Origin of the sequence: Actinoplanes xinjiangensis, from assembly GCF_003148685.1 — a bacterium.
Lineage (GTDB): Bacteria > Actinomycetota > Actinomycetes > Mycobacteriales > Micromonosporaceae > Actinoplanes > Actinoplanes xinjiangensis.
Window position 1 is genome coordinate 325,227 of record NZ_QGGR01000005.1, and the last position, 23,241, is coordinate 348,467.

At 72.7% G+C, this 23,241-nt stretch carries 17 protein-coding genes; 8 read left to right on the forward strand and 9 right to left on the reverse strand.

Annotation, left to right across the window (positions count from 1 at the left end; genetic code table 11):
- The first annotated feature begins 49 nt into the window (after positions 1–49).
- Complete coding sequence (locus tag BC793_RS13845) at positions 50–1,843, forward strand: thiamine pyrophosphate-requiring protein (RefSeq protein WP_109592894.1); 1,794 nt, start codon at positions 50–52, stop codon at positions 1,841–1,843.
- 16 nt (positions 1,844–1,859) lie between these two features.
- Here the strand turns inward: BC793_RS13845 and BC793_RS13850 are convergent, their stop codons facing one another.
- The gene (locus BC793_RS13850; RefSeq protein ID WP_158319244.1) at positions 1,860–2,228 is read right to left on the reverse strand and encodes an STAS domain-containing protein; all 369 of its coding nucleotides are present in this window, start codon (positions 2,226–2,228) and stop codon (positions 1,860–1,862) included.
- Between the two features lie 406 nt (positions 2,229–2,634).
- Between BC793_RS13850 and BC793_RS13855 the strand changes: the two genes are divergently transcribed.
- A complete protein-coding gene (locus BC793_RS13855; protein ID WP_109592896.1) occupies positions 2,635–3,351 on the forward strand; it encodes a GAF and ANTAR domain-containing protein in 717 nt (238 codons plus the stop codon).
- 18 nt (positions 3,352–3,369) lie between these two features.
- Here BC793_RS13855 and BC793_RS13860 read toward each other — a convergent pair whose 3' ends face one another.
- The 4 genes from BC793_RS13860 to BC793_RS49550 all read right to left on the reverse strand — a co-directional run bounded on the left by BC793_RS13860 (position 3,370) and on the right by BC793_RS49550 (position 6,970).
- Positions 3,370–4,128: an ANTAR domain-containing protein gene (locus BC793_RS13860; RefSeq protein WP_146246262.1), complete on the reverse strand. Its 759-nt coding sequence runs from the start codon at positions 4,126–4,128 to the stop codon at positions 3,370–3,372.
- A 111-nt stretch (positions 4,129–4,239) separates the two neighbouring features.
- Entirely contained in the window at positions 4,240–5,367 is a 1,128-nt protein-coding gene (locus tag BC793_RS13865; RefSeq protein ID WP_109592898.1) for a GAF and ANTAR domain-containing protein, read from the reverse strand.
- Between the two features lie 2 nt (positions 5,368–5,369).
- Complete coding sequence (locus BC793_RS13870; RefSeq protein WP_109592899.1) at positions 5,370–6,092, reverse strand: GAF and ANTAR domain-containing protein; 723 nt, start codon at positions 6,090–6,092, stop codon at positions 5,370–5,372.
- Positions 6,093–6,367: 275 nt separating this feature from the next.
- Positions 6,368–6,970: a GAF domain-containing protein gene (locus tag BC793_RS49550; protein WP_158319245.1), complete on the reverse strand. Its 603-nt coding sequence runs from the start codon at positions 6,968–6,970 to the stop codon at positions 6,368–6,370.
- 609 nt (positions 6,971–7,579) lie between these two features.
- On the opposite strand from BC793_RS49550, the gene BC793_RS13880 reads away from it, so the two are divergent.
- A complete protein-coding gene (locus BC793_RS13880) occupies positions 7,580–10,630 on the forward strand; it encodes a tetratricopeptide repeat protein (RefSeq protein WP_158319246.1) in 3,051 nt (1,016 codons plus the stop codon).
- 75 nt (positions 10,631–10,705) lie between these two features.
- Positions 10,706–11,317 (forward strand): PilZ domain-containing protein, encoded by a 612-nt coding sequence (locus BC793_RS13885; protein WP_109592902.1) that lies wholly within the window; start codon positions 10,706–10,708, stop codon positions 11,315–11,317.
- Positions 11,318–11,511: 194 nt separating this feature from the next.
- On the opposite strand, the gene BC793_RS13890 is transcribed toward BC793_RS13885, so the two are convergent.
- A complete protein-coding gene (locus BC793_RS13890) occupies positions 11,512–12,753 on the reverse strand; it encodes an alpha/beta hydrolase family protein (protein WP_109592903.1) in 1,242 nt (413 codons plus the stop codon).
- 187 nt (positions 12,754–12,940) lie between these two features.
- On the opposite strand from BC793_RS13890, the gene BC793_RS13895 reads away from it, so the two are divergent.
- Positions 12,941–14,422 (forward strand): sensor histidine kinase, encoded by a 1,482-nt coding sequence (locus tag BC793_RS13895; RefSeq protein ID WP_239169991.1) that lies wholly within the window; start codon positions 12,941–12,943, stop codon positions 14,420–14,422.
- Positions 14,410–15,051, forward strand: coding sequence for a response regulator transcription factor (locus BC793_RS13900; RefSeq protein ID WP_109592904.1), 642 nt, complete (start codon positions 14,410–14,412; stop codon positions 15,049–15,051). Before BC793_RS13895 ends, BC793_RS13900 begins: the two co-directional genes overlap by 13 nt.
- A 243-nt stretch (positions 15,052–15,294) precedes the next feature.
- Here BC793_RS13900 and BC793_RS13905 read toward each other — a convergent pair whose 3' ends face one another.
- A complete protein-coding gene (locus BC793_RS13905) occupies positions 15,295–17,976 on the reverse strand; it encodes a hypothetical protein (protein WP_109592905.1) in 2,682 nt (893 codons plus the stop codon).
- 49 nt (positions 17,977–18,025) lie between these two features.
- Positions 18,026–18,991 (reverse strand): glycoside hydrolase family 26 protein, encoded by a 966-nt coding sequence (locus BC793_RS13910; RefSeq protein ID WP_146246263.1) that lies wholly within the window; start codon positions 18,989–18,991, stop codon positions 18,026–18,028.
- Between the two features lie 196 nt (positions 18,992–19,187).
- On the opposite strand from BC793_RS13910, the gene BC793_RS13915 reads away from it, so the two are divergent.
- Positions 19,188–19,829 carry a DUF4232 domain-containing protein gene (locus tag BC793_RS13915; protein ID WP_109592907.1) on the forward strand — a complete coding sequence of 214 codons (642 nt, stop codon included), beginning with the start codon at positions 19,188–19,190 and terminating at the stop codon, positions 19,827–19,829.
- 31 nt (positions 19,830–19,860) lie between these two features.
- Here BC793_RS13915 and BC793_RS13920 read toward each other — a convergent pair whose 3' ends face one another.
- A complete protein-coding gene (locus BC793_RS13920; protein WP_170167238.1) occupies positions 19,861–20,838 on the reverse strand; it encodes an endonuclease/exonuclease/phosphatase family protein in 978 nt (325 codons plus the stop codon).
- Between the two features lie 113 nt (positions 20,839–20,951).
- Here BC793_RS13920 and BC793_RS13925 point away from each other — a divergent pair, with 113 nt between their 5' ends.
- Complete coding sequence (locus BC793_RS13925) at positions 20,952–23,228, forward strand: DUF4132 domain-containing protein (protein ID WP_146246264.1); 2,277 nt, start codon at positions 20,952–20,954, stop codon at positions 23,226–23,228.
- Positions 23,229–23,241 lie beyond the last annotated feature (13 nt).

A 23,241-nucleotide genomic window follows, 5' to 3' on the forward strand; every position in this document is an offset into this window, starting at 1 on the left:
GTGGCAGCGGGGCGGGTAGTCACGGTGGCGTCGACGAGAAGGGACGGCGATGACCGAGCGGACAGTGTCGGACCTGGTGGTGCAACGCCTGCTGGCCTGGGGCACCGACCGGGTCTTCGGATATTCCGGGGACGGCATCGACGGTGTGATCGGGGCCTTGCGGCGGTCCGGGAAGCCGGCGTTCGTACAGGCCAGGCACGAGGAGGCGGCGGCCTTCATGGCGGTCGGGCACGCCAAGTACACCGGTGGCCCCGGAGTCTGCCTGTCCACCCAGGGCCCCGGCGCGGTCCACCTGCTCAACGGCCTCTACGACGCGAAACTCGACTCCCAGCCGGTGGTGGCGATCGTCGGCCAGCAGATGTCCACGGTGCTGGGCAGCGCCTACCAGCAGGAGATCGACCTGGTCCGGCTGTTCGCCGACGTGTGCGCCGAGTTCGTCCAGGTCGCGCACACTGCCGAGCAGGTTCCGATGCTGCTGGACCGCGCCTTCCGGACCGCCCTGACGACCCGCGGCCCCACCTGCGTGATCCTGCCGCACGACGTGCAGTCGGCACCGGCGCCCGACCCGGAGGCGCACGAACACGGCGTGATGGTGACCAGCCCCGGGCTGCGTCCGGCCCGGATCGTGCCCCGGCCGGAGGACCTGCGGGAGGCGGCCGAGGTGCTCGCCTCCGGGCAACGGGTGGCGATCATGGTCGGACAGGGCGCGTACGGGGCGCGGCCGGAGATCCTCGAACTGGCCGAGCGCCTCGGGGCCGGCGTCACCGCGTCCCTGCTCGGCAAACCGGTCCTCGACGAGACGCTGCCCCGCCACACCGGCGTCATGGGGCACCTGGGGACCACCGCCAGCGAGGAGCTGATGCGCGACTGCGACACGCTGCTGCTGATCGGCACCAACGACCCGTGGACCGAGTTCTACCCCAGGCCGGGACAGGCCCGGGCGGTGCAGATCGACATCGACGGCCGGCGGCTCGGCGTACGCTATCCGATCGAGGTCCCGCTCCTCGGCGATGCCGCCGAGACGCTGCGGGAACTGCTCGCACTCATACCGGCCCGGCCGCGCGGCGCCTGGGCCGGGCAGATCGAGGAATCGGTGCGGCGCTGGCACCGCATCGCGGCGGCCCGTGCCGCCGCGGCCGCCGAACCGCTCAACCCGCAACACGTCGTCCGGGCGCTGTCCGGCCGGCTGCCCGCCGACGCGCAGGTCGCCGTCGACGTCGGCTCGGTCGTCTACTGGTACGCGCGGCACCTGCGCCTGCCGCCCGGCGCCCCGGCGCACCTGTCGAGCACCCTGGCCTCCATGGGGTGCGGGCTGCCGTACGGTCTGGCCGCGAAGCTGGCGGCACCACAGCGCCCGGTCGTCGTGCTCACCGGTGACGGCGCGATGCAGATGACCGGGCTGGCCGAGCTCGTCACGGTGGCCGCCCGCTGGCGTGACTGGGCCGATCCGCGGTTCGTGATCTGCGTCCTCGACAACCGTGATCTCGCCGAGGTGAGCTGGGAACAACGCGAGGCCGAGGGTGAGCCGCGGTTCGCGACCTCCCAGGATCTGCCCGACGTGCCGTACGCCCGGTACGCCGAACTGCTCGGCCTGCGCGGGGTGCGTGTCGACGACCCGGATCAGGTCGACGGCGCGTGGGAACTCGCACTGGCCGCCGACCGGCCGACGGTGATCGAGACGGTCGTCGACCCGGCCATCCCGCTGCTGCCACCCGGCCGTCCGTACGACCAGGTGCGGGCCATGTACCAGGGCCTGGCCACCGAGACCGGGGAACAGGCCCGCCGCGCCGAGGCACATCTGCGCCGCGAACGCGCCGACGAGGGATTCGACGACCCCCGGTGAGCCGCCGGGCCGGCCGTCACGACCGCACGAGGATCCGGTCGGGATCGACGATCGCCAGCACCCGGTCGGTCATGACGGTGGCACCGCGGAGCACGAGACACTGCTCGGCGGCGACGGCGTCCAGGTGCATCCGCAGGACCAGATTCGCGGCGGCGGCACCGAAGAAGGTGACGCGTGTCAGGTCGCAGCACACCGTCTCCCGGCCGCTCTCCCGGTCGCCGAACGCCTGGGTCAGCACGTCCCGCAACAGCGGTGCGGTGTCCTGATCGACATCACCGTCGACCGCCACGACCGTCCACGGCACAGCCGGCGCGCCCTCGCCGTGCCCGGACTCCGCGCCTCGCGAGACGGTGAGAACGGTCGTGCCGCTGTCATCGGTGATCACCGCGGACCCACCCTCGCGGAAGGGGCGCCCGTGCAAGCCGACGTGTCCCAGCCGAAGCCGGTACAACTGCTCAACTTCCATGGCCTCACCTCTGTCATCGCGGACAACGATGGGCACACGGTTTGACCCACGAACGAGGCTAGTCCCGACTTCGCGCCGGGCGCCAGCGTTACGCCGACCTTCCGCCGCGATGTGCCTAACCCCGGCTGTGGAGAGAACGGTGACGCCCACTCCGGGTGGCTAGACTGGAGGCCTGTGGTCGGCGTATCGAACGGCGTCGACGAGCCCAGCGTCAAAGAAGCGGCGCAGGTCCCGGCTTCCCGGTCCCGGGGAGCCTACAGTGACCTGCGTGTCAGCTCGTCCTGACGGATCATGACTGCTGCGCCGTTGCAGAGGATGAATGCTCATGTCCGAACAGCCGCCCCTCGAGCCGACCCACGCGTTCGCCGAACTCGGCCGGATCAACCTCAACGAGACCGACCTCGACGGTGTTCTCCGGCAGGTGGCGACCCTCGCCAGGCGCACCATCGCCGGCGTGGACGAGGCGTCGGTCACTCTGATCCGCGGGAGGACCGCACACACCGCGGCCTTCACCGGCGAGCTGGCCCAGGCCATGGACGAGCGGCAGTACGAAGAGGCCGGCGGCCCCTGCATCGACGCCGCCGTCTCCGCGTCCACCGTGTCGGTGCCCGACCTGACGAGCGAGCGCCGCTGGCCGCACTACATTCCCGCAGCCCTCGACGCGGGGGTCCGCAGCTCGCTGTCGGTCGGCCTGCCGGTGCACGAGAACGTCACCGGAGCACTGAACCTGTACGCCATCAAGGCCGAGGCATTCGACGACGAAGCGGTCGTCCTCGCACAGACGTTCTCCGGATACGCCGCGGTCGCGCTGGCCAACGCCCATCTGTACGACGCGACGGCGACACTGGCGCAGCACATGCAGGCGGCGATGGAGTTCCGTGCGGTGATCGAACAGGCCAAAGGCATCCTGATGGCCCAGGAGCGCTGCACGGCCGACGAGGCCTTCGCCCTGTTGAGCAGGATGTCGCAGGTCAGCAACCGCAAACTCCACGACGTGGCAACCGCCCTGGTCGCCGCCACCGACCGGAGCGAACAGCTGTAGCCGGCGGCGGACGGTCCGTCAGTTCTCCGGGTGCGAGCGTGGTCTGGCCGCGCTGTCGAGCAGGGCGGCCGCCATGTCGGCCAGCGAGTCACCGGCCTCGGCGGCCCGGAGCCGTAGCCGCCGATAGGCCTCAGCGGCGGTGCAATGGTCACGTGCCATGAGCACCCCGAAGGCGCACTGGATGGTGTCGCGCACCGTGAAGGCCCGCACCAGCCCGGCGAGGAGCTGCCGGGCACCGGGGTCCATGCCGTCCGGCCCGTCGCCGGACGGTGGCGGCTGCCCGGCGTAGAGGTTGCGGACACCGCCGATCAGCGGAGCCAGGCCGGTGGCGTCGCGCCCGTAGAGATTGAGTACGGCGACCGGTGCGCCGCTGCCGGCGAACAGCGGTATCGACAGTGAGACGTGCAGGCCCAGATCGTGGGCCGCCCGGTGGAACCCCGGCCAGGACATGGTCGCCGCGATGTCGGGGACCCCGACCGGCGTGGCCACCTCGAGCGAATGCAGACACGGCCCGGCGTCGTCGGCGTACTGCGCCTGGTCGACCGCCCGCGCCAGGTCGCTGCTGGCGGCCACGGTGGTGTAGCCCTTGCCACGCCACGCCGTGATCGACGCGTAGTCGACGGGGGCCACCGTGTCGGCCGCCAGCCGGGCGACCCGCGCCAGGTGGACGTCGACGATCGAGGCGTCGTCCGCGGTTGCGGCCAGTGCCACGAGGGCGCCCGCCAGCGCAGCCCGCGCCGACGGTTCGGGAGTCGGCCGGTCCTCTGCAGTCGGCATGACATGCCTTTCTCGTCGCGGCCCCTCCGGTGTCCCGCCGGCACGTGGCAGCATGGGCCGCGAGGTGGGCCTGGCGATGGACCCGGGTGCCCGCTGTCGCGGCACAGCGCCCTATCCGTGTTCGGGCGGTACCGGCGCCGGCAGCCGGTAGCGCAACAGCCGGGTGCCGTCGGTGGGGTCGGTGAGGATCACGAGGTCGTCGTCGATCTGGTCGCTCACCCACAGGCCGTCACCACTTCCCGGGCCCCTGGCGGCGACAGCCGGCACGGTGACGTCCACCGGCCCACCACGACCGGCGTTGCCGACCTCGCACCACAGGCTGCCGGCGCGCGACCACAGCCACAGCCGACCGGAACCGCCGCGCCCCACGGCGGCGACCGCCGCTCCATGGATGGCGCGTACCAGCCGGTGCCGCACCGGTTCGGCCAGTCCGGCGGCGAGCAGCCGGCGGTCCACCACGTCGTGGAGCACGTCGAGAGTGTCGAGATCGAAGCCCCGGACGAGCACCACGAGATCCGTTTTCGGGTCGGCGTCGGAGCGGGCGGTGGCGGGGTCGCCGTCCACGACGGCGCGGGCGATGTCGGCGAGCGGCCGGCCGACGCGTTCACCCAGCCGCGACAGCTCGTCCAGAGCGCCGTCGATGTCGAGGCCCAGGCGTTCAGCGAGGACCCCCTTGGCCTGCTCGATGAGCACCCTGCTGTTCAGCACGTGCCGCAGCTGCTCACCCAGAACCCGGCGCTGAGCCAACGTGCGGTGCTGGAGAAGACCGACCGTGGTCACGTTGGCCAGCGCCTGGCCCAGCCGGACGTCGCCGTCGCGGAGCGGCCCGGCCTGCCCGCGGAGCAGGGCGAGTACCCCGATGACCTCGCCGCGCAGCCGCATCGGTAGCGCGTACACCGCGCGGAACCCGGCGACGCGGGCCTGCCGGGTGAACTGCGGCCACCGCCCGCCGTCCGCGTCCAGGTCGGGCACGGCCACCATCTCACCGGTGACGAAACTGTCCACGCACGGCGCCACGTCGTTCTCGAACAGCTCCAGCAGCCGGCGGTACTCCGAGGACGCCGCCGTCAACCGCAGGACCCCGTGCAGGTCCGCCACCATCACGCCGGCCAGCTCGACATCCAGCAGTTGGACGCTGCGCCTGGTGAGCAGGCGCACGAACTCCACCACGTCGATGTCGGCGACCAGCGTGTCGGACAACTCCACGAACGCCTCGGCAATCGCCTGTTCCCGCGACATGCTCACCTCGTCCCATCCCTGTCACCGGCACCACTGCCCGGATCGTCGTCGAGCTGGTCGAAGCGCAACCGGCGGGCCACCACGTCATCGGCCACCGCCTCCAGGGTGCGGGCCACGGCGAACGCGTACGCGCGGAGCCGGGCGTACGCCTCCTCGAGTCCCGTCTCCAGCTGCACACTGATCATGCCGGTGGCCTGGTGCACCACCGCCTGCTGGACCAGGTAGCTGCCGGCACCACCGCCGTGGTCACCGTTGCGGTCCTCGTCCGACAGGGCCTCGGCCAGCAGCAGGTCGGTGACCGCGTCGGCGAAGTCCAGCGCATCGGCCAGGTCCTGACCGGCCAGCAGGCCCGGACTGTCGCGATACAGGTCCAGCACGCCGACCCCCAGCGCGCCGGCACGCAACGGCAGCGCGAACACCGCCCGCGTCCCCGCCTGCACCGCCGCCCCGGCGAACATCGGCCACCGGTCGCGCCAGGCCCGGGCCAGCAGATCATCGGCCAGCACCGGGCTCCCCGTGTCGAAGGCGTCCCGGCACGGGCCCTCACCGAGCAGCAGCTGGAGGTTCTCCACGCGCTCGCTGACGGTGTCCGTGGTGTAGCGGACCTGCTGCGTGGCGCCGGCCATCACCGCGACACCCACACCGCGGATGTCGGGGAAGTGGGCCACACACGCCCGGCACAACTCGTCCACGTCCGGGCCGTGCGCCACCACCAGCCGATCCACCCGCGACCGCCGTCCTTCGCTAGGCACCACGACCACGGCCAGCCCCGCACTCGCAAACACACCGACCTGTCACCAACACGGAACCTCCGATCCTGCCGGGGAGCGACCACGCGAATTCGGATCCGGCATCACGAGAACCGGCATCCCACCGAGAGAGCACCGTCCGCATATTGGCAGATCTACCTGCCACCCTACGCCGGGCGGCCGCCACCCACCGCGCGGCGACGCCGATCCCCGCGGGCCCGCCCGGGAGATTGACCCGGGCGGGTGGCCGATCACACCCACCGCGCCGTCGGCGCGGCCGGCATCTCCATGAACCGGGCGAACGTCAGCGGGGACCGGGTACGGGGGTGCACGACGTCGGTGGGCCCGTCGTAGAGGTACGCGTCGGCCAGGGCTACCGCGGCGTACCCGGCGAACGTCTCGGCCAGCATGACCGCGTCCTCGTCGAAGGCGTGCGGCGTGCGGGCGTACAGGTTGAGAGCGCCGCTGACCGATGCGCGCAGCGGCAGTCCGACGGACACCGAGCTGTGCATCCCGGCGTCGACGGCGTGGTCGGCCCAGTCCGGCCACCGGCCGTCCTCGGCGATGTCCGGCACGCTCACCGTGAGGGAGGCGGCGGCCGCGGTCAGACAGGGGCCGTGGCCCCGGTGGTACTGCCACTCGTCGACGATCATGGACGGTGGTCCGGTGAAGGCGGCGGTGTGCACCCCTTCGGATCCGACCAGAAGAACCGAGACGTCATCGGCTCCCGGGATGCCCCGCCGGGCCACGTCCGCCACCCTGGCCAGGGCCGTCGTGACATCCGTCCGGCTGAAGTCGATCCGCGCGAGTTCGGCGTACGCGTCGATGTGCTCGGTGGTCTGCGGGTGCGTCATGGAAGGTGTCCTTCCGACATGCCGCCGCACGAGGCCGGGTGCGGGGCGGGAGTTACGGGTCGCTGCAGGACCGCGATGTCTCCGGTCCGGGACCGCGCCGCTTCTTGACGCCGGCTCACCGGCGCTTCGCGCCGGCCGCAGACCGCATGCTATGCCCGGCTCGCCGCCTCCGAAACAATCATCACGGTACGGCGGGCGGACGCCGGCGCTGAAGGCCGTCGTGCCGATCGTCCCCGCACCAGGTGACGACGGTCCGGGCACCGGCCGAAAAATCAGTGCCGGCGCCGTGCAGGGGAACCCGGCCCGCGGACCGGGGTCTGGGGCGACGGTCCTGCGGGCCGGAGGGGGCGTCCGCTGCCCGGCGCCGGCGACTGAGTCCACTCGCCGCGGCCGGTGAGCCCCCGCGTCACCGACCGCCAGCGATACATCCACGCTATCGGCATCCATCCGGTGCCGGACTTAAAATCGGCTGTACCTCGATGCGCCTCCACAAATCACTCTGAGCTGGGAAAATGCCGGCCAGTTGGCGTCGGCGGCAAGAGAACCGGCAAAATCTCGGCCGGGCTGTCGCATCGGTGGCGGCGACGGGGACATCTGAACGGGAGCACCGTGACCCAGAACGACGGCGGCCATCCGCAGACGAGCGGTGAGATCCTGCGGACTCAGCGCGTCCGGCTGCGATTGACGCAGGAGGATCTGGCGCTACGGGCGGGTGTCAGCGTGCGTTCGGTGCGCAATCTGGAACGCGGCGCCGGTGGGCTGCCCCGGGCACAGACGCTGCGGCGGCTGGCGTCTGCGGTGGGCCTGACCGATCTCGGCAGCGCCGGGCCGGGGCCGCGGGCGCGCCGGGCCGGGCTCCACGTCGCGGTGCTGGGGCCGCTGACCGTCCACGACGACGGGCGTGAGGTGCCGATCCCGTCGCCGATGCAGCGGCGGCTGCTCGGGCTGCTCGCGTTGCATCCCGGACAGCTGGTACGCACGGCCGAGATCGTCGAGGCACTGTGGGGCGGGCGCCCGCCGGCCACCCACGTGAACCTGATCCACGTGTACATCGGCGCCCTCCGCAAGAGCCTGGAGCCGGCCCGGGAGTCCCGGTCGGGTTCCTCGGTCATCGTCACCGGGCCGGACGGCTACCGGCTGGCCCTGGACCGCGACCGGATCGATCTCGCCCGGTTCGAGGACCTGGTACGGCGGGCCGCCGGCGGGCGCGAGGACGCCTACGACGGCTACGAGCGGGCGCTGCAGTGCTGGCGCGGACCGGTCGATCCGGAGATCGGCCGGCATCCCGCCGCGGTGGCGGCGGCCCAGCAGCGGATCGTCGCGACGCTGGCGTTCGCCGATGTGGCGATCGAGCTGCGGCGGTACGACGCGGCGATGCGCCGGCTCGACCCGTTGAGCCGCGCCGAACCCCTGCACGAAGGGCTGCACGCGCGGGTGGTGCTGGCGCTCGCCGGTTCCGGTCGGCAGGCCGAGGCGCTACAGCATTTCGCTGCGGTCCGCGCGCGCATCGTCCAGGAGCTGGGGGTCGAGCCGGGGCCGCAGCTGACCGACGCCCACCTGGGGGTGCTGCGCCAGGAGCTGCCCGGCGAGCCGGCACCGGCACGGAAGACGCCGCAACCGGTGACCGTGACCCCGGCCGAGCTGCCCCCGGCGACACCGTTCCTGACCGGGCGCTCCCCCGCGCTGCGGAGCCTGAACCGGCTGGTCGCCGGCTCCGGTGCCGGGCAGCCGGCCACGACGATCGCGGCGATCTCCGGCGGCCCCGGCACCGGGAAGACCGCGCTCGCCGTGCACTGGGGGCACTCGGTGCGTGAACGCTTCCCGGACGGCCAGCTGTTCGTGAACCTGCGCGGATTCCATCCCACCGGGCAGGTCGTGCCGGCGCACCGGGCGATGCGGACCTTCCTGGAGTCGCTCGGCGTATCCCCCCGGCAGATCCCGCAGAACGAGGACGGGCAGGTCAACCTCTACCGGAGTCTGCTGGCCACCCGCCGGGTGCTGATCGTGCTGGACAACGCCCGCGACGCCGAGCACGTACGGCCGTTGCTGCCCGGCAGCGCCGGATCGGTCGCTGTGGTGACCAGCCGCAACAGGCTGACCGGCCTGGTCGCGGTGGAGGGCGGCATCTCGGTCGGCCTGGAGGCGCTCAGCCCGGAGGACGCGCACGAGCTGATGAGCCGTCGTCTCGGTACCGGCCGGCTCGCGGCCGAGCCGGATGCCGCGACTGAGATCGGGCGCCTCTGCGGGTATCTGCCGCTGGCGCTGGCGATCGTGACCGCCCGTGCGATGCAGGCGGAACTCCCGCTCTCCTCCTTCGTCAAGCATCTGCACGCGGAGCAGGACCGGCTGGACGCCCTGGGCAGCGACGAGACGACGATCGACGTCCGGACGGTCTTCTCCTGGTCGTACGGCGTACTGACTCCCGCGGCGGCCCGGCTGTTCCGTCTGCTGGGCGCCCATATCGGCACCGACATCGGGGTGGGTGCCGCCGCGAGCCTGGCCGGGTGCACCGTCGAGCAGGTGCGCGCTCCGCTCGCCGAGCTGGTCCGGGGCAGCCTGGTGGAAGAGGAGCCGAACGGCCGGTACACCATGCACGATTTGCTGCGCGTCTATGCGCTGGAGGTGGCCGACGCCGTGGACACCCCGGACGACCGGCGGGCCGCGACGGGCCGGCTCCTCGACCACTACCTGTCGCGCACCCTGGGCGCCGGGCGGATCACCGATCCCACCCGGGTGCCCGTCGACCTCGGTGATCCGCCGGTCGCGCCGGCCGCGTTCGACAGCCTCGCGGCGGCGGCGGACTGGTTGGCGACGGAACGGCAGAACGTGGTGGCCGCCCAGGTCACGGCGGCACACGTGGCCGTACCCGAGGAAGCGGCCGACGCCGGCATGGACGACCGGGCGTGGTGGCTGGGCTGGGCGATCGCCGACTATCTCCAGCGCAGCGGGCACTGGCAGGAGTGGGTGGAGACGCAGCGGATCGCGCTGGAGGCGGCCCGGCGGCTCGGCGACATCCGGCGGGAGACGAACGCCGACCGCAACCTCGGCATCGCGTACGCCCGGCTGGGCGACTTCGAGAAGGCGATGCCGTGCTACCGGCGGGCCCTGGCCCTGTACGAGCGGATCGGCGACCTGACCAGTGCGGCGTCCACACATCTGAACCTGGGGTGGATGGCCGACCGGCGGCGGGACTTCGGCGCGGCCCTGCACCACGCCCGGCAGGCACTGGCCCTGTCCCGCTCGGCGCAGAACCCGATGGGTGAGGCCGACGCACTCAACACGGTCGGCTGGTACCTGATCCAGCTGGGTGAGCCCCGGGCGGCGCTGGACCCGTGCCGGCAGGCGCTGGCCCTGTTCGAAGCGGCCGGCCAGCGTGTCCGCCAGGCCGACACCTGGGACACCCTGGGGTACGTGTACCACCACCTCGGTGACCACGAGCAGGCTCTGGTCGCGTACCGGGAGGCCCTGACGCTCTATGTCGAGAAGTCGGACCGCTACCACGAGTCCCTGGTCCTGAACCACATGGGCGACACCCACCGGGCGGCGGACGACGTCCCGGCCGCCCGGGACTGCTGGCGGCAGGCGCTGCGGATCCTCGACGACCTGGGGCACGCCGAGGCCGCCGAGGTCCGCGACAAGCTGGCCGGGCTGTCGCGGTGATCCCACATACGCGGCACCGGGGTGCCGATAACGTTCCGAGTGGGAACAGGCCCCGTACCGAAGGATCCGACGATCATGGTCAGCACCTCTGAGAAACCACAGCCGTGGGCCGTTCCGGCGGTCACCGTCTCGATCGGCGGAGGCCCGGCCCAGACCTGCCGGGTGACCCGGGAGACCGACGGCACGCTGCGCCTGGGACTCACCAGTTTCGCCATGGTCGGCGTCGACGCCACCCTGCTGTGGACACAGAACGGCCGGGGTTTCAGCATCGAGGGCACGGTCGTGCCGCAGCCCGTCAACAGCATCCCGGGTGTGTACCTGCGGGTGGACGAGACCGCCGGCGGCATCGAGCGCCGCCGCTCCGAGCGGGTCGCGGTGCACGTGCCGGTCGTGGTGGTGCTGCCGTCGGGTCACCTGTTCCCCGGCCGGACCATGAACCTGTCGGTCGGCGGGGCGCACGTCGTCGTCGATCTGGACGAGGTCGGCGACGACGCGCTGATCACCCTGGCCGAGGAGCTGACCCGGGGCGGGCGCGTCAACGTCGAGTTCCTGCTCCCGGACGGGCCGGTGGACATCGGCTGCCAGGTCGGCGGCGGCGGTGACGAGCCGGGCGACGTACGGCTGCTGTTCGTGGACGTGACCCCGCAGACCCGCAACCGGCTCGGCGCCTTCCTCGACGCACTCTGAGAGCCGGGAACGACCGCTCCCGAACACCGGCTGACCGTGAACTCGGTCCCGACGGCGCCGCGATGACAATCCGGGGCTGCTTCCCACAGCACCTTCCGAGCCGGTCAGGGACCTGACCCAACCGCGCCGGCCGACCACCTGACCGGCTCGGCGAACGCTGCGGCGTCCGGTGGGGACGCCGCAGCCGTCTCGCGTCACCGGACGAATTCGATCTCGGGGTACCGCGGATGCGGGGCGCGCAGCAGACCGCCGTCCCGCCGCCGCAGATGCTGGTCGAAGAAGGCGCGCAGGTAGGAGCGCTGGACGGTGACGGAGCGGTGCGGCTCGAGAGTGCCGACCATCTCGGCCAGCTGCTCCGGGGTGAGACCGATCGCCGCGGCGGCCTGCGGATAGAAGACGACGCCGTCGTTGAACGAGCCGTGCACCGCGCCGAGCAGCTTCAGCTCACGTTTCCAGCCGCGCTGAGCGGCCCAGAACGTGTTCCAGGTGGGGTCTTCTACGCCGGCGCCGTGGTCGCTGCTGAGCAGCAGGAACGGCCGGTCGGAGCCGGCGACCGCGGAGTCGCCGACCAGGGTGCCGTCGAGATTGACGCCGGCCTTCAGCCGCCGGTCACCGTGCATCGAGGCGGCGGCGGTGCTGCCGCCCAGGGAGTGGCCGAACATGCCGGCCCGGTCCAGGTCGAACGCGCCGCGCAGACCCTCGGGCAGCCGCCGGCGGCCGGCGTCGGGATTGCCGCCGGCGTTCAGCACGGCCAGCTGATCGAGGACGAACCGGATGTCGGCCGTGCGAACGTCGGCGACCCGGCCGATGACCTCGTCGTCGAGCTCCGGCGGGAGGGCGGCGACCTCGACGCGCCCGTCGGGGAACTCGACCTCCGAGGCGTCATGGGTGTGATCGACGGTCACGACGATGTACCCGTGACTTGCCAGATCCTCGGCGAGGACGGTACTGGTACCCCGGTCGCCGCCGAGACCGGGCGAGTACAGCACGACCGGGTGACCGCCGGCCTTCCGGGCGACCGGCGCGCCGACCCGGCCGTGCGTGGCGGTGGCGCGGATCTGGTCGGCGGGAAAGCCGAAGGCCTCCGCGAAATGCGGCACCGCTCCGGCTGACAGCCAGGGCGCGGGCAGGTGACCCCGGGTGCTGCGGGCCGGGTACCAGATCTGGACCATGATCTCGCGCAACGGATGGGCGGGCACCCACGGGTCGGTGCGCGTGGTGTCCCGCAGGTGCAGCGCGACGGTGCCGAGGCAGTCCCGGCCGGTCGGCGCGGGCAGGAGGTAGCCACCGGTGAACCGACGGTGCGCGGCAAGCGGTGCGGCGGACGATGCGGCGGCGGATCCGGCGGCGGCCAGTCCGAGACCCGAGGCGAGGGCGGCCGTCAGCAGCGTTCGGCGGCGCAGTGGCCGTACCGCGGCGGGAAAGCTCTTGATCATCGGTTTGATCTCTTTCGGTCTCGTGACGGGATCGGGGGGCGGCCGGCGGGCCGCCCGGTGACCACGCTGCCGGAGGAGCGCCGCGTTGTCGGTGGGGCTGGCAGCCGGTAAAGGGTGCGGTTATCCGCACCCTCGGCGGAGGGGTGGCCCCATGGCCGCTGAGCTGCGGGGTGTCTACCTTGATCACGTGACCTCGGCATCAGTGGTGAATCTCCGGACAGCGCCGGCGGCCCTGTGGGCGGCGCGCTCCTGGCGTGCCACCGCCCACGCGCTCGTGGGGCTGCCGCTCGGTGTGGTGAGCTTCTCGCTCACCGGCGGCCTGCCCATCGGCGCCGCCTACTGCGCGGGGTGGAGCCTGCTCTACGCCGCGCCCGATGCCTGGCCGATGACGGCCATGTTCCTGCTGCTCACCGTGGTGTCGCCGCTGCCGGCGCTGTGGTCGGTGCGGGGTCTCACCGCATTGCAGCGCCGACGTTTCCGGATGCTGCTCGGCGTCGACATCCCACCCCTGCCGCGCCCCGGTGACCAGTCGCCGCCGCTTCCCGGTGACGCACCGCCGCCGCGCCCCGGCAACCCGCTGCCGCCGCGCCCCAGCGACCTGCTGCCACCGCGATCCCGCGATCTACTGCCGCCACGAGTCGGTGACGCGCTGCCGACGCGTCCTGGTGATGTGCTCCCGGGCCGGGCTGTTCGCGCGGCGCGGGCGGCGGGCACCTGGCGGCAGATCGCCTACCACGTGCTGGCGTTGTTCATCGGCGTGGCCGGGGGCGCCCTGACGGCCGCTTTCTGGACGGTCGGGATCGGCCTCGGGCTGGTCGTCCCGATGCGGCTGCTCGGCCTGTGGGCGGACGAGGGATGGTTGCCGGCCACGGCGCCGGCGGGTGTTCTCGCGGTGGCGGCGCTGCTGGCGGCGCCGTGGGTGGCCCGGGGTGTGGCCCGCACCGACACGGCGGTGGCCCGGGCACTGCTCGGCCCGAGCCGCAACGAGCAATTGACGCTGCGGGTGGAGTCGCTGGCCCGCAGCCGGGCCGACGTCGTCGCCGCCACCGATGCCGAGCGCCGGCGCATCGAGCGTGACCTGCACGACGGCGCCCAGCAGCGACTGGTCTCCCTCGCGATGAACCTGGGCATGGCCCGCGCCGGTCTCGCCGACGCGCCGGCTCCCGCCCGGGAGGCCATCGCGGCCGCCCACGACGAGGCCGTCCAGGCCCTCGCCGAGTTGCGGGAGTTCGTCCGCGGCCTGCATCCGGCCGTCCTCGACGACCGCGGCCTCGACGCGGCCCTGTCCGGGATCGTCGCCCGCGCCCCGCTGCCGGTGCGGCTGACCGTCGCCGTGCCGGAGCGCTGTCCACCGGTCATCGAGGCGATCGCCTACTTCGTCGTCTCGGAGGCTCTCACCAACATCGCGAAGCATGCGAGCGCGACCCGCGCCGAGGTCACCGTCGGCCGCACCGCCGACCGGCTCCGCATCGTCATCACCGACAACGGCCGGGGCGGTGCCACTATCGGCGGCCGGGGCGGGGGCGTCGGCGGCGGGAGCGAGGGCGGGGGCGGGACGGGGCTTCGGGGGCTCGCGCAGCGTGCGGCTTCTGTCGATGGGACGTTCGCTCTCCACAGCCCGGTCGGCGGGCCGACCACGATCACCGTGGAGCTGCCGTGCGCACGGTGATCGCGGAGGATTCGGTGCTGCTGCGGGCCGGTCTGACCAGGCTTCTGGACGACGGCGGGTTCGATGTCGTCGAAGCGGTCTCCGACGCCGATCAGCTTCTGCGGGCGGTCGAGGAGCATCGTCCCGACGTGGCGCTCGTCGACGTGCGGATGCCGCCCACCTACACCGATGAGGGCATCCGGGCCGCCCTCGTCATCCGTCAACAGTTCCCGGCGGTCGCCGTGGTCGTCCTGTCCCAGTATGTCGAGGAACGGTATGCAACCGACCTGCTGTCGGTGCGGACCACCGGGGTCGGCTACCTGCTGAAGGACCGGGTCGCGCACGTCACCGAATTCCTGGACGCGCTGCGCCGGGTGGCCGCCGGCGGCACCGCCCTGGACCCGGAGGTGGTCGCCCAGCTGATCGTGCGGCATCGCCCCGACCCGCTGGAACGCCTCACCCCGCGTGAGTCGGAGGTGCTACGGCTGATGGCCGAGGGCCGATCCAACAACGGCATCGTCGACGCCCTTCGGGTCAGCCACAGCGCGGTCGAGAAGTACATCAGCAGCATCTTCACCAAGCTCGAGCTTCCGGCCGCCGAGTCCGACCACCGGCGCGTGCTCGCCGTCCTGAAGTTCCTGCGCACCTGACACTGCTGACAGCCCGGCCAACCGACAGCCCAGCCGGGCGACGCCTCGAAGAAGGACCGGCGGCCGGGGGCGTGCCAATTGTCCGCTGTGGTCGTCATCGGAGCCGACCACACGACCGGCACCGCGACACGACCGGCACCACGAGATGACGGGCACCACGACACGACCCGCACCACGACACGACCCGCACCACGACACGACCGCGGAGCGCCCGGGGCCGCAAGGCCCCGGGCGCTCGCCGACTCAGTCGGTCACGGTGCCGTCGACCGACGGCAACTCGACCGGCTCCCACGCGTTGGGCAGGAAGAACAGCGGCTGGAACCGAACATGTTCCGCGCCCTCCGCCAGCCCGTCCGCGACGGTGGGCACGGTGAACTGCACCGTTGTCGTGCCCGGCGGGATCTCCAGCCACGGCTGCACGTTCGTGGCGGACAGCGGCCGGGACGGCTCCGGTTCCTCGCCGCTGTTCGCGGTGAACCACTCCGGGTCGACGTCGGTCGACGTCAGCTCCGGGCCGGCCGTCGGCGCCTGCGGCAGCAGGAGCAGGTACGTGTAGTCGTCGGCCGCCCCGGACAGGGTCGCCGTCCAGGTCAGCGGTGATCCCTCGGCCGCGGTGACGGACGGGGTGATGGTGACCTCGGGCTCCGGCTCGTCCTCGCGGACGACGACACCGCCGTCGTAGTCGCCGACCACCGCGTTGCGGATCGCCTTCGCCGACACCGTGTACCGCCGGTCACCGCCGTACGTGGTGTTGCCCGGCACCGAGACCGGCACCGGGATCCGGGTGGTCCCCGGCTTGATGTCGGCCACCCAGGTGGTCGTCTCGTAGGTGCGCGGCTCGGTCAGGAACAGCCGGATCTTCGCCGCCCGCGGCCCGGTGGAGCGCACCTGCACCGTGTAGTCGGCCGTGCCGGAGTCACCTTCGTCGACGGTGATCTCGCCGACGTCGACACGGTCGAGCGGGGCCGGCCGCGGCGCGGGTGTGCCGGGACGCCAGCCCCAGGCGTCGATCAGCCAGGCCGGTCCGTCACCGCGCGGGGTGATGTCGAGGCGGGCCACCGTGCGGACGCCCGGCGGCAGCGGCAGCCGGACCTCCTGCGCCCAGTGAGACGTGGTCCAGTCGCTGCCGGGCAGGCCGGCCACGGTCGCGGTGCCCAGTTCGGTGCGCCGGCCGCGGTCGTCGGTGACCGCGACGGTGAATCCGGTGGCCGCCGCGTTCGGCGGCACGATCAGCCGCATCGCCAGCGCCTGGGAGCCGGCTACCGGCAGCGCCTTCGCCGGGGTGAGGGTGGCGGTGGCGGTGCCGTCGAACGCGACCGCGTGCCGGCCGGGTTCGGGTGCCCAGAGCGGCACGAAATGCGGCGATGCCGCGGAGAAGTCCTCCGGGTCCAGGCAGGGGTTTCCGGACGCGGACGGCACCTGGTCACAGAGACGGGCCTGCTGTACGCCCAGACTGGCGTCCGGAATGATGGCGGCGGTCCGGTTCGCCCCGATGGCGTGGCTGAGCACCCGGGCCGGGCCGGCCGACGGTGCGCGCACCCCGGTGCCGTCGAGCAGCGGGCGGGCCCGGTCGTCACCGCCGGCGAACAGGCGTGCCGCCGTCGCGATGTAGGTGGCGCCGGCCGTCTGCTGCTGTGCCGGGGTGAGGCGGGTGGGGGCCACTCCGGCCGTACACAGGGGGTCGTCCTCGCCCCGGAAGTCGTCGAACGCCGGCCCGATCGCCTGCCCGGGCGTCCACTCGGTGTTGAAGTAGTTGTGGTTCGCGCCGATCATGTAGAGCGCGCTGTGCAGCGCCCGCCCGGAGCTGACCCCGCGCGTGGCGTCGATGAACATCTGACCCTGGAGGTCGGAGACGTCGCCGTCGCAGCCGGGCAGGATCGTCGCCGACGGCACGTCGGGCTGCGGGTTCTGGCCGAACAGGGTGGGCCCGATGAGCAGTTGGCCGCGGATCGTCCAGCGGACCCGGCCCCGGTAGTCGTCCTTGGCCGGCGGGTTGAGGCTGTCCAGGGCGGCCCGGTTCACTCCTTCGCCGCCGCGCGAGTGTCCCATCAGGAACACCCGGGACAGGTCGGCCCGGGGCGCCGCCCGGACGATCGCGGGTGCGCCGGCTCGGCCGCTGCCGGACCAGTCGGCCCAGCGGGCCAGGTGTGTGCGGACCAGCGACGAACGGGCCTGCGCGCCGCCGTCGGTGTCGGCGGTGTCCTGGGCGTTGATGCCGTTGGCCGAGATCGACACGGTGACGTAGCCCTGGGAGGCGAGCAGTTGCTGCGCCTGGAGGTAGCCGCGGTGGCTGGGCACCGCCGCGGAACCGGCCGGGCACGGCCACTGGAGGGCGATCGAATCGGGGTCGTCGCCGGTGAAGCAGGTCCAGTGGCGGCCGTGCAGGAACAGCGCCAGCGGCCGCTTACCCGCCGCACCCTTCGGGGCGACCACGACGGCCTGCATCTCCACCGGGGACGGGTAGGTCGACAGTTTCACGCCGGGCAGCGAGTATTCGCCGGTGGTCGTCGCGTACGGCCCCTTGACGCCGGGGTCGACGGTGGTGGCCGGCAGCTCGGGCGTGGTGGCCGGCGCGGTGGCCGACCGGCGCTGCTGTGCCCGGGGCGCCGCCGCGTCGACCCGTTTGCCGCCGATCCGGACCTCCAGATCGGTCAGCCGGCCCACCGGGCCGCCCGGGAGGACGAACGTCCGCAGATCGGAGGCACCCTCGGCGCGGCCGAGCAACCGGTTCCCGGCCCAGAACTCGACCGCGGCGTCACCCGGTGGGATCGGCTTCTCGCTGGTCCAGGTCAGGGCTCGCTCGTCGAACGACCAGCCGGGCGGGAGCCCGGCCGGCGCGGGCCGGGGCGGGTCCGCCGAGGCGGGCGCCGACACTCCCATCAGCAGCGTGCTTGTCGCCACCGCGGCGACCAGAAATTTACGCATGCACTCCGTCATAGTCGGCGCATGCAAATATTCGGATGGCTGAGGGTGTTCAGCCGGAGAAGCGGGTACTACGGGCCATCTTCCGGTAGGCGGCCAGTGCCTCGTCGTCGGTGTCCGGCCGGAAGTTGCGGGAGGTGCCCTTCTGGTTGTCGGTGTCGAACCAGACCACGGCCCCGATCGACGGCGTCGCGGCCACATAGGTGGAGAGTCTGCGGATCCAGGGCGCCTTGGTGTTCCGGCCGTGGCCGATGGCCGCCGTCTCGGCCAGCACGATCGGCTTGCGCCCGCCGTAGGCGTCGACGATCGGGGTGAACAGGGTCCGCGGCGACTCTCTGGAGAAGTTGTAGCCGGACACCCCGACCCAGTCGACGTAGGAGTCGCCCGGGTAGTAGTTCTGGAATCTGTTCCAGGAGACGTCCGGGCCGGAGTTCCAGTTGGGGCCCCACACCCAGGCCACGTTGGTGGCGCCCTCCTCCCGGAAGATCCGGTGCATGCGCCGCCACGACTTGATGTACCCGGACGCCTTGCGCCCGTTGTGGGCGCCGTCCCAGTCGAACCAGTTGCCGTTCATCTCCCAGCCCCAGCGCAGCATGATCGGGCGGCGCATGCCGGCCAGCCGGGTGGCCATCAGGGCGATGTCACGGTCGGACCTGCCGCTGGTGATCCGCTTGTGGAAGGTGCCGTCCCAGGACACCATGAGCACCGCGCCGGGCGGCACCTCCGGCTCGCTGACCGGCGCGTATCCCGTCCACGGGTAGTAGCGGTGCACGATCCGCTGGTCACGCCCGAGCTGCTTGCGGCGCAGCGCCAGGCTCTCGGTGAGGGATCTGCCGCGCAGCGAGAGGTACGACCCGAGCATCGCCTTTCCGGGCCGGAAGCGGACCGGCCCGCCCCGTCCGACCGCCGCCTCGGCCGGTTGCGTGACGCCGGCGGTCAGCACCGCGGCCGGCACGGCCATCGTCATCAGGCCCAGTACCCGGCGGCGCGCGATACCGGTGGGCTGTTCGTCTTCCACGGGCTCAGCGTGCCCGCCCCGGCGCCGCCTGCCCTCCTCCCCGCAGTCGGCAAATGGCAGCCAACCATCCCGAATCAGGCAGGCTGGGCGAGGCCTACCGCGTTCGTGCCAGCTCCGTCAGGCGCCGCATCGACGCCACCGGAACCGGGCAGGCTGTGCCTCCTCGATCGATAACGACCAGAAGGACAGAAAACCCATGCGAGCCCTCACGACGGTCGTCCCCGGCCTGGTTCTGCTCACCGCCCTGGCCGCCTGCGGCTCGTCCGGCGGCGACACGGCCGGGTCCGCTCCCGCAAGCACCGGAGCCACCACGCCGGCCGGGACACCGACCGCCTCCGGGACCACGTCCGCCGCGCCGGCGCAGAGCCCGGGCGGATCGGCGGGTGGCGGGAAGTCGGCGTGCGGGACGCAGGACGTCGCGGTCACGATCACGGCGCAGCCGGGCGGGGACACGACGGTGCGGCGCGGGCTGGTGGCCGTCACCAACACGGCGAAGAGTGCCTGCACACTCCGCGGGTGGCTGTTCGTCACCCTGGTCAACGCGGCGAACGAGCCGGTCGGCCCGCCCGCCGAGACGGTCGAGGAGCCCGGGCCGGCGCAGGACATCGAGATCAGGCCGGGCACGACCGCGTTCGCCGGGCTCAAGTGGACCGCCTGCGACAAGGCCGACTCGGCCTGCCACGTGGGCAACACGATCCGCTACAGCCTGACCAAGTCGACGGACGGGCCGGCGGCGAAGCTGGACGGGTTCCCGGCGCCGGAGAAGAGTGGCATCACCATGAAGTCGCTGCTGATCGGCAGCCTCCAGCCGGCCACGCAGGGCGTCGTCGCCTGGTGATCCGCTCCGCGGGCACCCACGGTCGCCTGATCTAGGACGGTAGACGCAGGCGCGCCTGGACCGGCAGGTGATCGCTCGGGAACTGGCCGGCCTGCCGGTGGGTGTTGATCAGGGCGGCCGACACGGTGATGCCGGGGCTGGTCAGGATCCAGTCGACGCGCTGGCCGTCCGGGATCAGCGGCTCGTAGTTGTGGATGGTGCCCCAGGCCGGTCCGCGACGCGGAGCGCTCCACGAATCACGCAGGCCCGCCTCGGCGGTGAGGAGGCGGTAGACCTCGCCGTCCGGGGTGGCCGGGCTGTTGAAATCGCCGGTCAGCACGATCGGCACCGGGCCGAACGCGGCGATCCGGTCCATGATCAGGCGGGCCGACTGACGGCGGGCGGTCTCGCTGACGTTGTCCAGGTGAGTGTTGACGGCGAAGAACCGGGCGCCGGTCTCCCGGTCGGTGAACAGCACCCACGTGACCATCCGGACACGATGCGCGTCCCAGCTGATGGAGCCGGGCACCTCGGGGGTCTCGGAGAGCCAGAAGTGGCCGTACCTCTGTGGGGTCAGCCGGGTCCGGTTGAAGAAGATCTCCATGTGCTCGCCGAGGCCGCCCGGGTCGCGGCCGAGACCGATGCTGTCGTAGTCGGCGCCCAGGTCACTCTCGATGTCCCGCAGCTGGATGGCCAGCCCCTCCTGGGTGCCGATCAGATCCGGTCGTTCGGCGGCCAGCAGGGCACGCGTCACCGGGCGCCGCTCGGCCCACGAGTTGGGCGGGGTGATGCTCGCGTAGCGCAGGTTGAAGCTCATGACCTCGAGATCGGCGGGTGCGGCCGGGCCGGCGAGCAGCCGCATGGCGGACACCGGCGGAACGGTCACCGACGGAATGACCGGGGCCGAGGGAGTGGCCCCGGCCGACGGGGTGACGGACGCGGCGGGCACCCGGTGGGCCACCTCGCTGCCGGCGATCGAGGTGCAGAGCACGGTGAGTGCCGTGAGGACGATCCCCCGCATCCCGCGCATCGGCACCGTTCGACGATAGCAAGTAGATGATCACACACGGTGATGACCTGCTTGCGGTTGGGCCGGGCGGACGCCACTCCGATACGGTCTGGCGGATCGACGGGGAGGCGACGATGGCGGCGGGTGACGGGAACAGGCCGATCGTGATCGACGGGCTGTTCTGCACGGACGAGCCGGTCCTGGTGTGGCAGGACGGCGAACACGACAGATGGGCCGCCCGTGCCGCGGCCCTCGACCACGGCCGGGAGCAGCCCGACTGGCCGAAGGCCGTGACCAGCGCGAGCCGGTTGTCCGATCTGGCACCCGCACAGATCTCGTGGCTGATCGCGAAGGGCCCGGACGGCCCGGCCCGCGCACTGATCGCCGACCCGCCGATGCTGCGCCACCGGCAGCGCATCGATCTGGGCCGGGTCGCGGTCGCCCGGTTCGAGCTGGACGCGCTGCCGTTCGCGCTCAGTGAGGCCGGGGAGAGCGCCGATCCCCTCGGTCTGCTGGTGCTGCCGTTCCGTGCACCGGACGCGGCCGTCCTGGTCGCGGGCTGGTTGCGGCATCTCGGGTCGGCGCGCCTGTGGGCGCGGCTCTGGCTGGGCCGGCACCCCGAGGCCGCGGCGCGGGCGCTGATCCCGGCCGCCGCCGGGCGCCCCGGCCGGGCGCGGCAGAACGCCGGAGACGCACTCCGCTTCCTCACCGCGGCCGGCCACGGGCCGATCATCCGCAAAACCGCCGAGGGGTACGGCCAGGGCGCCCTCGCCGTGGTGACGGACCTGCTCGGACCCGACACCGCGGACATGCCGGCCGATGGCCCGCGGCCCGCGGGTGAGCAGCTTCAGCTCGTACCACCGATGCCCCCGGCCCGGCCGCAACCGGTCCGGAAGGCGAAGGCACCGCAGTGGTTGCACCCCGAACGGCTGCCGGAGTTGCGCCGCGCCGACGGCGGTGTGATGCCGGTCGACGAGGCCGCCGCGGTGGCCGGGGCGCTGATGCGGTCGCGTCTGGCGGATCCGCCGGAGCCGCCGCCCGGCGATCCCGACCGGCCCGGCGGCCTGCCGCTGATCGTCGAGTCGTCGGCGGCCACCCAACCGCTGGTGGCGCCTCTGGACGAGCAGGCGCGACAGCTGCTGGCGGGAGTCGACCGGCGGAGTCTGGCGGAGTTCGGGCGGGCGCTGCTGGACGAGTGGCTGGCCGACGGGATGCCGGTCCCGGAGGTGCCGGTGCTCCTCGCGCAGGCCCACGTCGGCGACGACACGACGATGGAACAGCTGGGCCCGCTGGTCCGCTCGTGGCCGGCGAAGAGCCGCTACGCGCGGGCCGCCGACGGATTCGCGGTGCTGGCCACGGTGGGTTCGGACGTGTCGCTGCGGCATCTGCTGGCGATCGAGGCCAACATGTCCGGCGGATCGACCAACGACCGGGCCCTCGACTATCTGGCGCAGGCGGCCGCGCGGCGCGGGCTGTCGGTGACACAGCTCGCCGACCGGCTGGCGATCACGCACGGCCTGGACCGGGGGGTGACCGTCGACTACGGCACACGATCGTTCCCGGTCGTCGTCGACGAGCACCTGACCGCCCACGTGACCGGCCCCGACGGGCGGGTCCTCGCGCGTCCCCCGAAGCCGGGCGTCAAGGACACCGCACCGGGCGCCTACCAGTGGTTCCTCCAGTTCAAGAAGGATCTGCGGGCGACCGCGGCGGCACAGACCGCCCGGCTGGAACGGGACATGCACCGGCACCGGCTGCGCCCGGCCCGCGACCTGCCCGGTGTGCTGCTGCCGCACCCGATCCTCGGGCCGATCGCGCGGCGGCTGCTGTGGGGCGAGTACGACACGGCGAACCGCCTGGTCCGGGCGCTGCGGGTGGCGGAGGACGGCAGTCTCGCCGATGTGCACGACACCACCGTCACCGTCGACGGCGGCACCCCGCTCGGGATCGTGCACCCGGCCGAGCTGGGTGACGAGCTGGCCGGCTGGGCGCAGATCATCGCCGACTACGAGATCCTCCAGCCGTTCCCGCAGGTCGACCGGCCGGCGGTGGCGCTCACCGCGGAGCAGCGCGCGGCCACCGGCCTGCCCGGCTTCGGGCCGGTCCCTCCGGACGCGATCGAGACGCTGCTGCGCGGCCGGTGGCAGGGCAACGGGTACGAGAACCCGGACAGCAGGCACACGCAGCTACGGCACACGCTGCCCGGCGGGCTGACCCTGCTCGTCGAGCTGCACCCGGGCGTGCCGACGTCGACGTACCTCACCCCGGCCACCGACCAGCGGATCACCGAGATCTGGGCGGACCACACCTGGTCGGACCACTGGCAGTCGGTACGCCGTACCCCCATGGGGGTCTGCGATCCGGCCGCCCTGTCGGAGTTGCTCGTCGAGCTGTACGCCCTCGGACGCTGATCGTCGCGCCGCC

What these genes read in the sequence shown, in the direction of transcription:
- BC793_RS13915 (WP_109592907.1), top strand. Translation starts at nt 19,188, where the DNA reads ATGCGAGCCCTCACGACGGTCGTCCCCGGCCTGGTTCTGCTCACCGCC.
- BC793_RS13925 (WP_146246264.1), top strand. Translation starts at nt 20,952, where the DNA reads ATGGCGGCGGGTGACGGGAACAGGCCGATCGTGATCGACGGGCTGTTC.
- BC793_RS13845 (WP_109592894.1), top strand. Translation starts at nt 50, where the DNA reads ATGACCGAGCGGACAGTGTCGGACCTGGTGGTGCAACGCCTGCTGGCC.
- BC793_RS13890 (WP_109592903.1), bottom strand. Translation starts at nt 12,753, where the DNA reads ATGATCAAGAGCTTTCCCGCCGCGGTACGGCCACTGCGCCGCCGAACG.
- BC793_RS13905 (WP_109592905.1), bottom strand. Translation starts at nt 17,976, where the DNA reads ATGCGTAAATTTCTGGTCGCCGCGGTGGCGACAAGCACGCTGCTGATG.
- BC793_RS13920 (WP_170167238.1), bottom strand. Translation starts at nt 20,838, where the DNA reads ATGCGCGGGATGCGGGGGATCGTCCTCACGGCACTCACCGTGCTCTGC.
- BC793_RS49550 (WP_158319245.1), bottom strand. Translation starts at nt 6,970, where the DNA reads ATGACGCACCCGCAGACCACCGAGCACATCGACGCGTACGCCGAACTC.
- BC793_RS13865 (WP_109592898.1), bottom strand. Translation starts at nt 5,367, where the DNA reads ATGTCGCGGGAACAGGCGATTGCCGAGGCGTTCGTGGAGTTGTCCGAC.
- BC793_RS13855 (WP_109592896.1), top strand. Translation starts at nt 2,635, where the DNA reads ATGTCCGAACAGCCGCCCCTCGAGCCGACCCACGCGTTCGCCGAACTC.
- BC793_RS13860 (WP_146246262.1), bottom strand. Translation starts at nt 4,128, where the DNA reads ATGCCGACTGCAGAGGACCGGCCGACTCCCGAACCGTCGGCGCGGGCT.
- BC793_RS13885 (WP_109592902.1), top strand. Translation starts at nt 10,706, where the DNA reads ATGGTCAGCACCTCTGAGAAACCACAGCCGTGGGCCGTTCCGGCGGTC.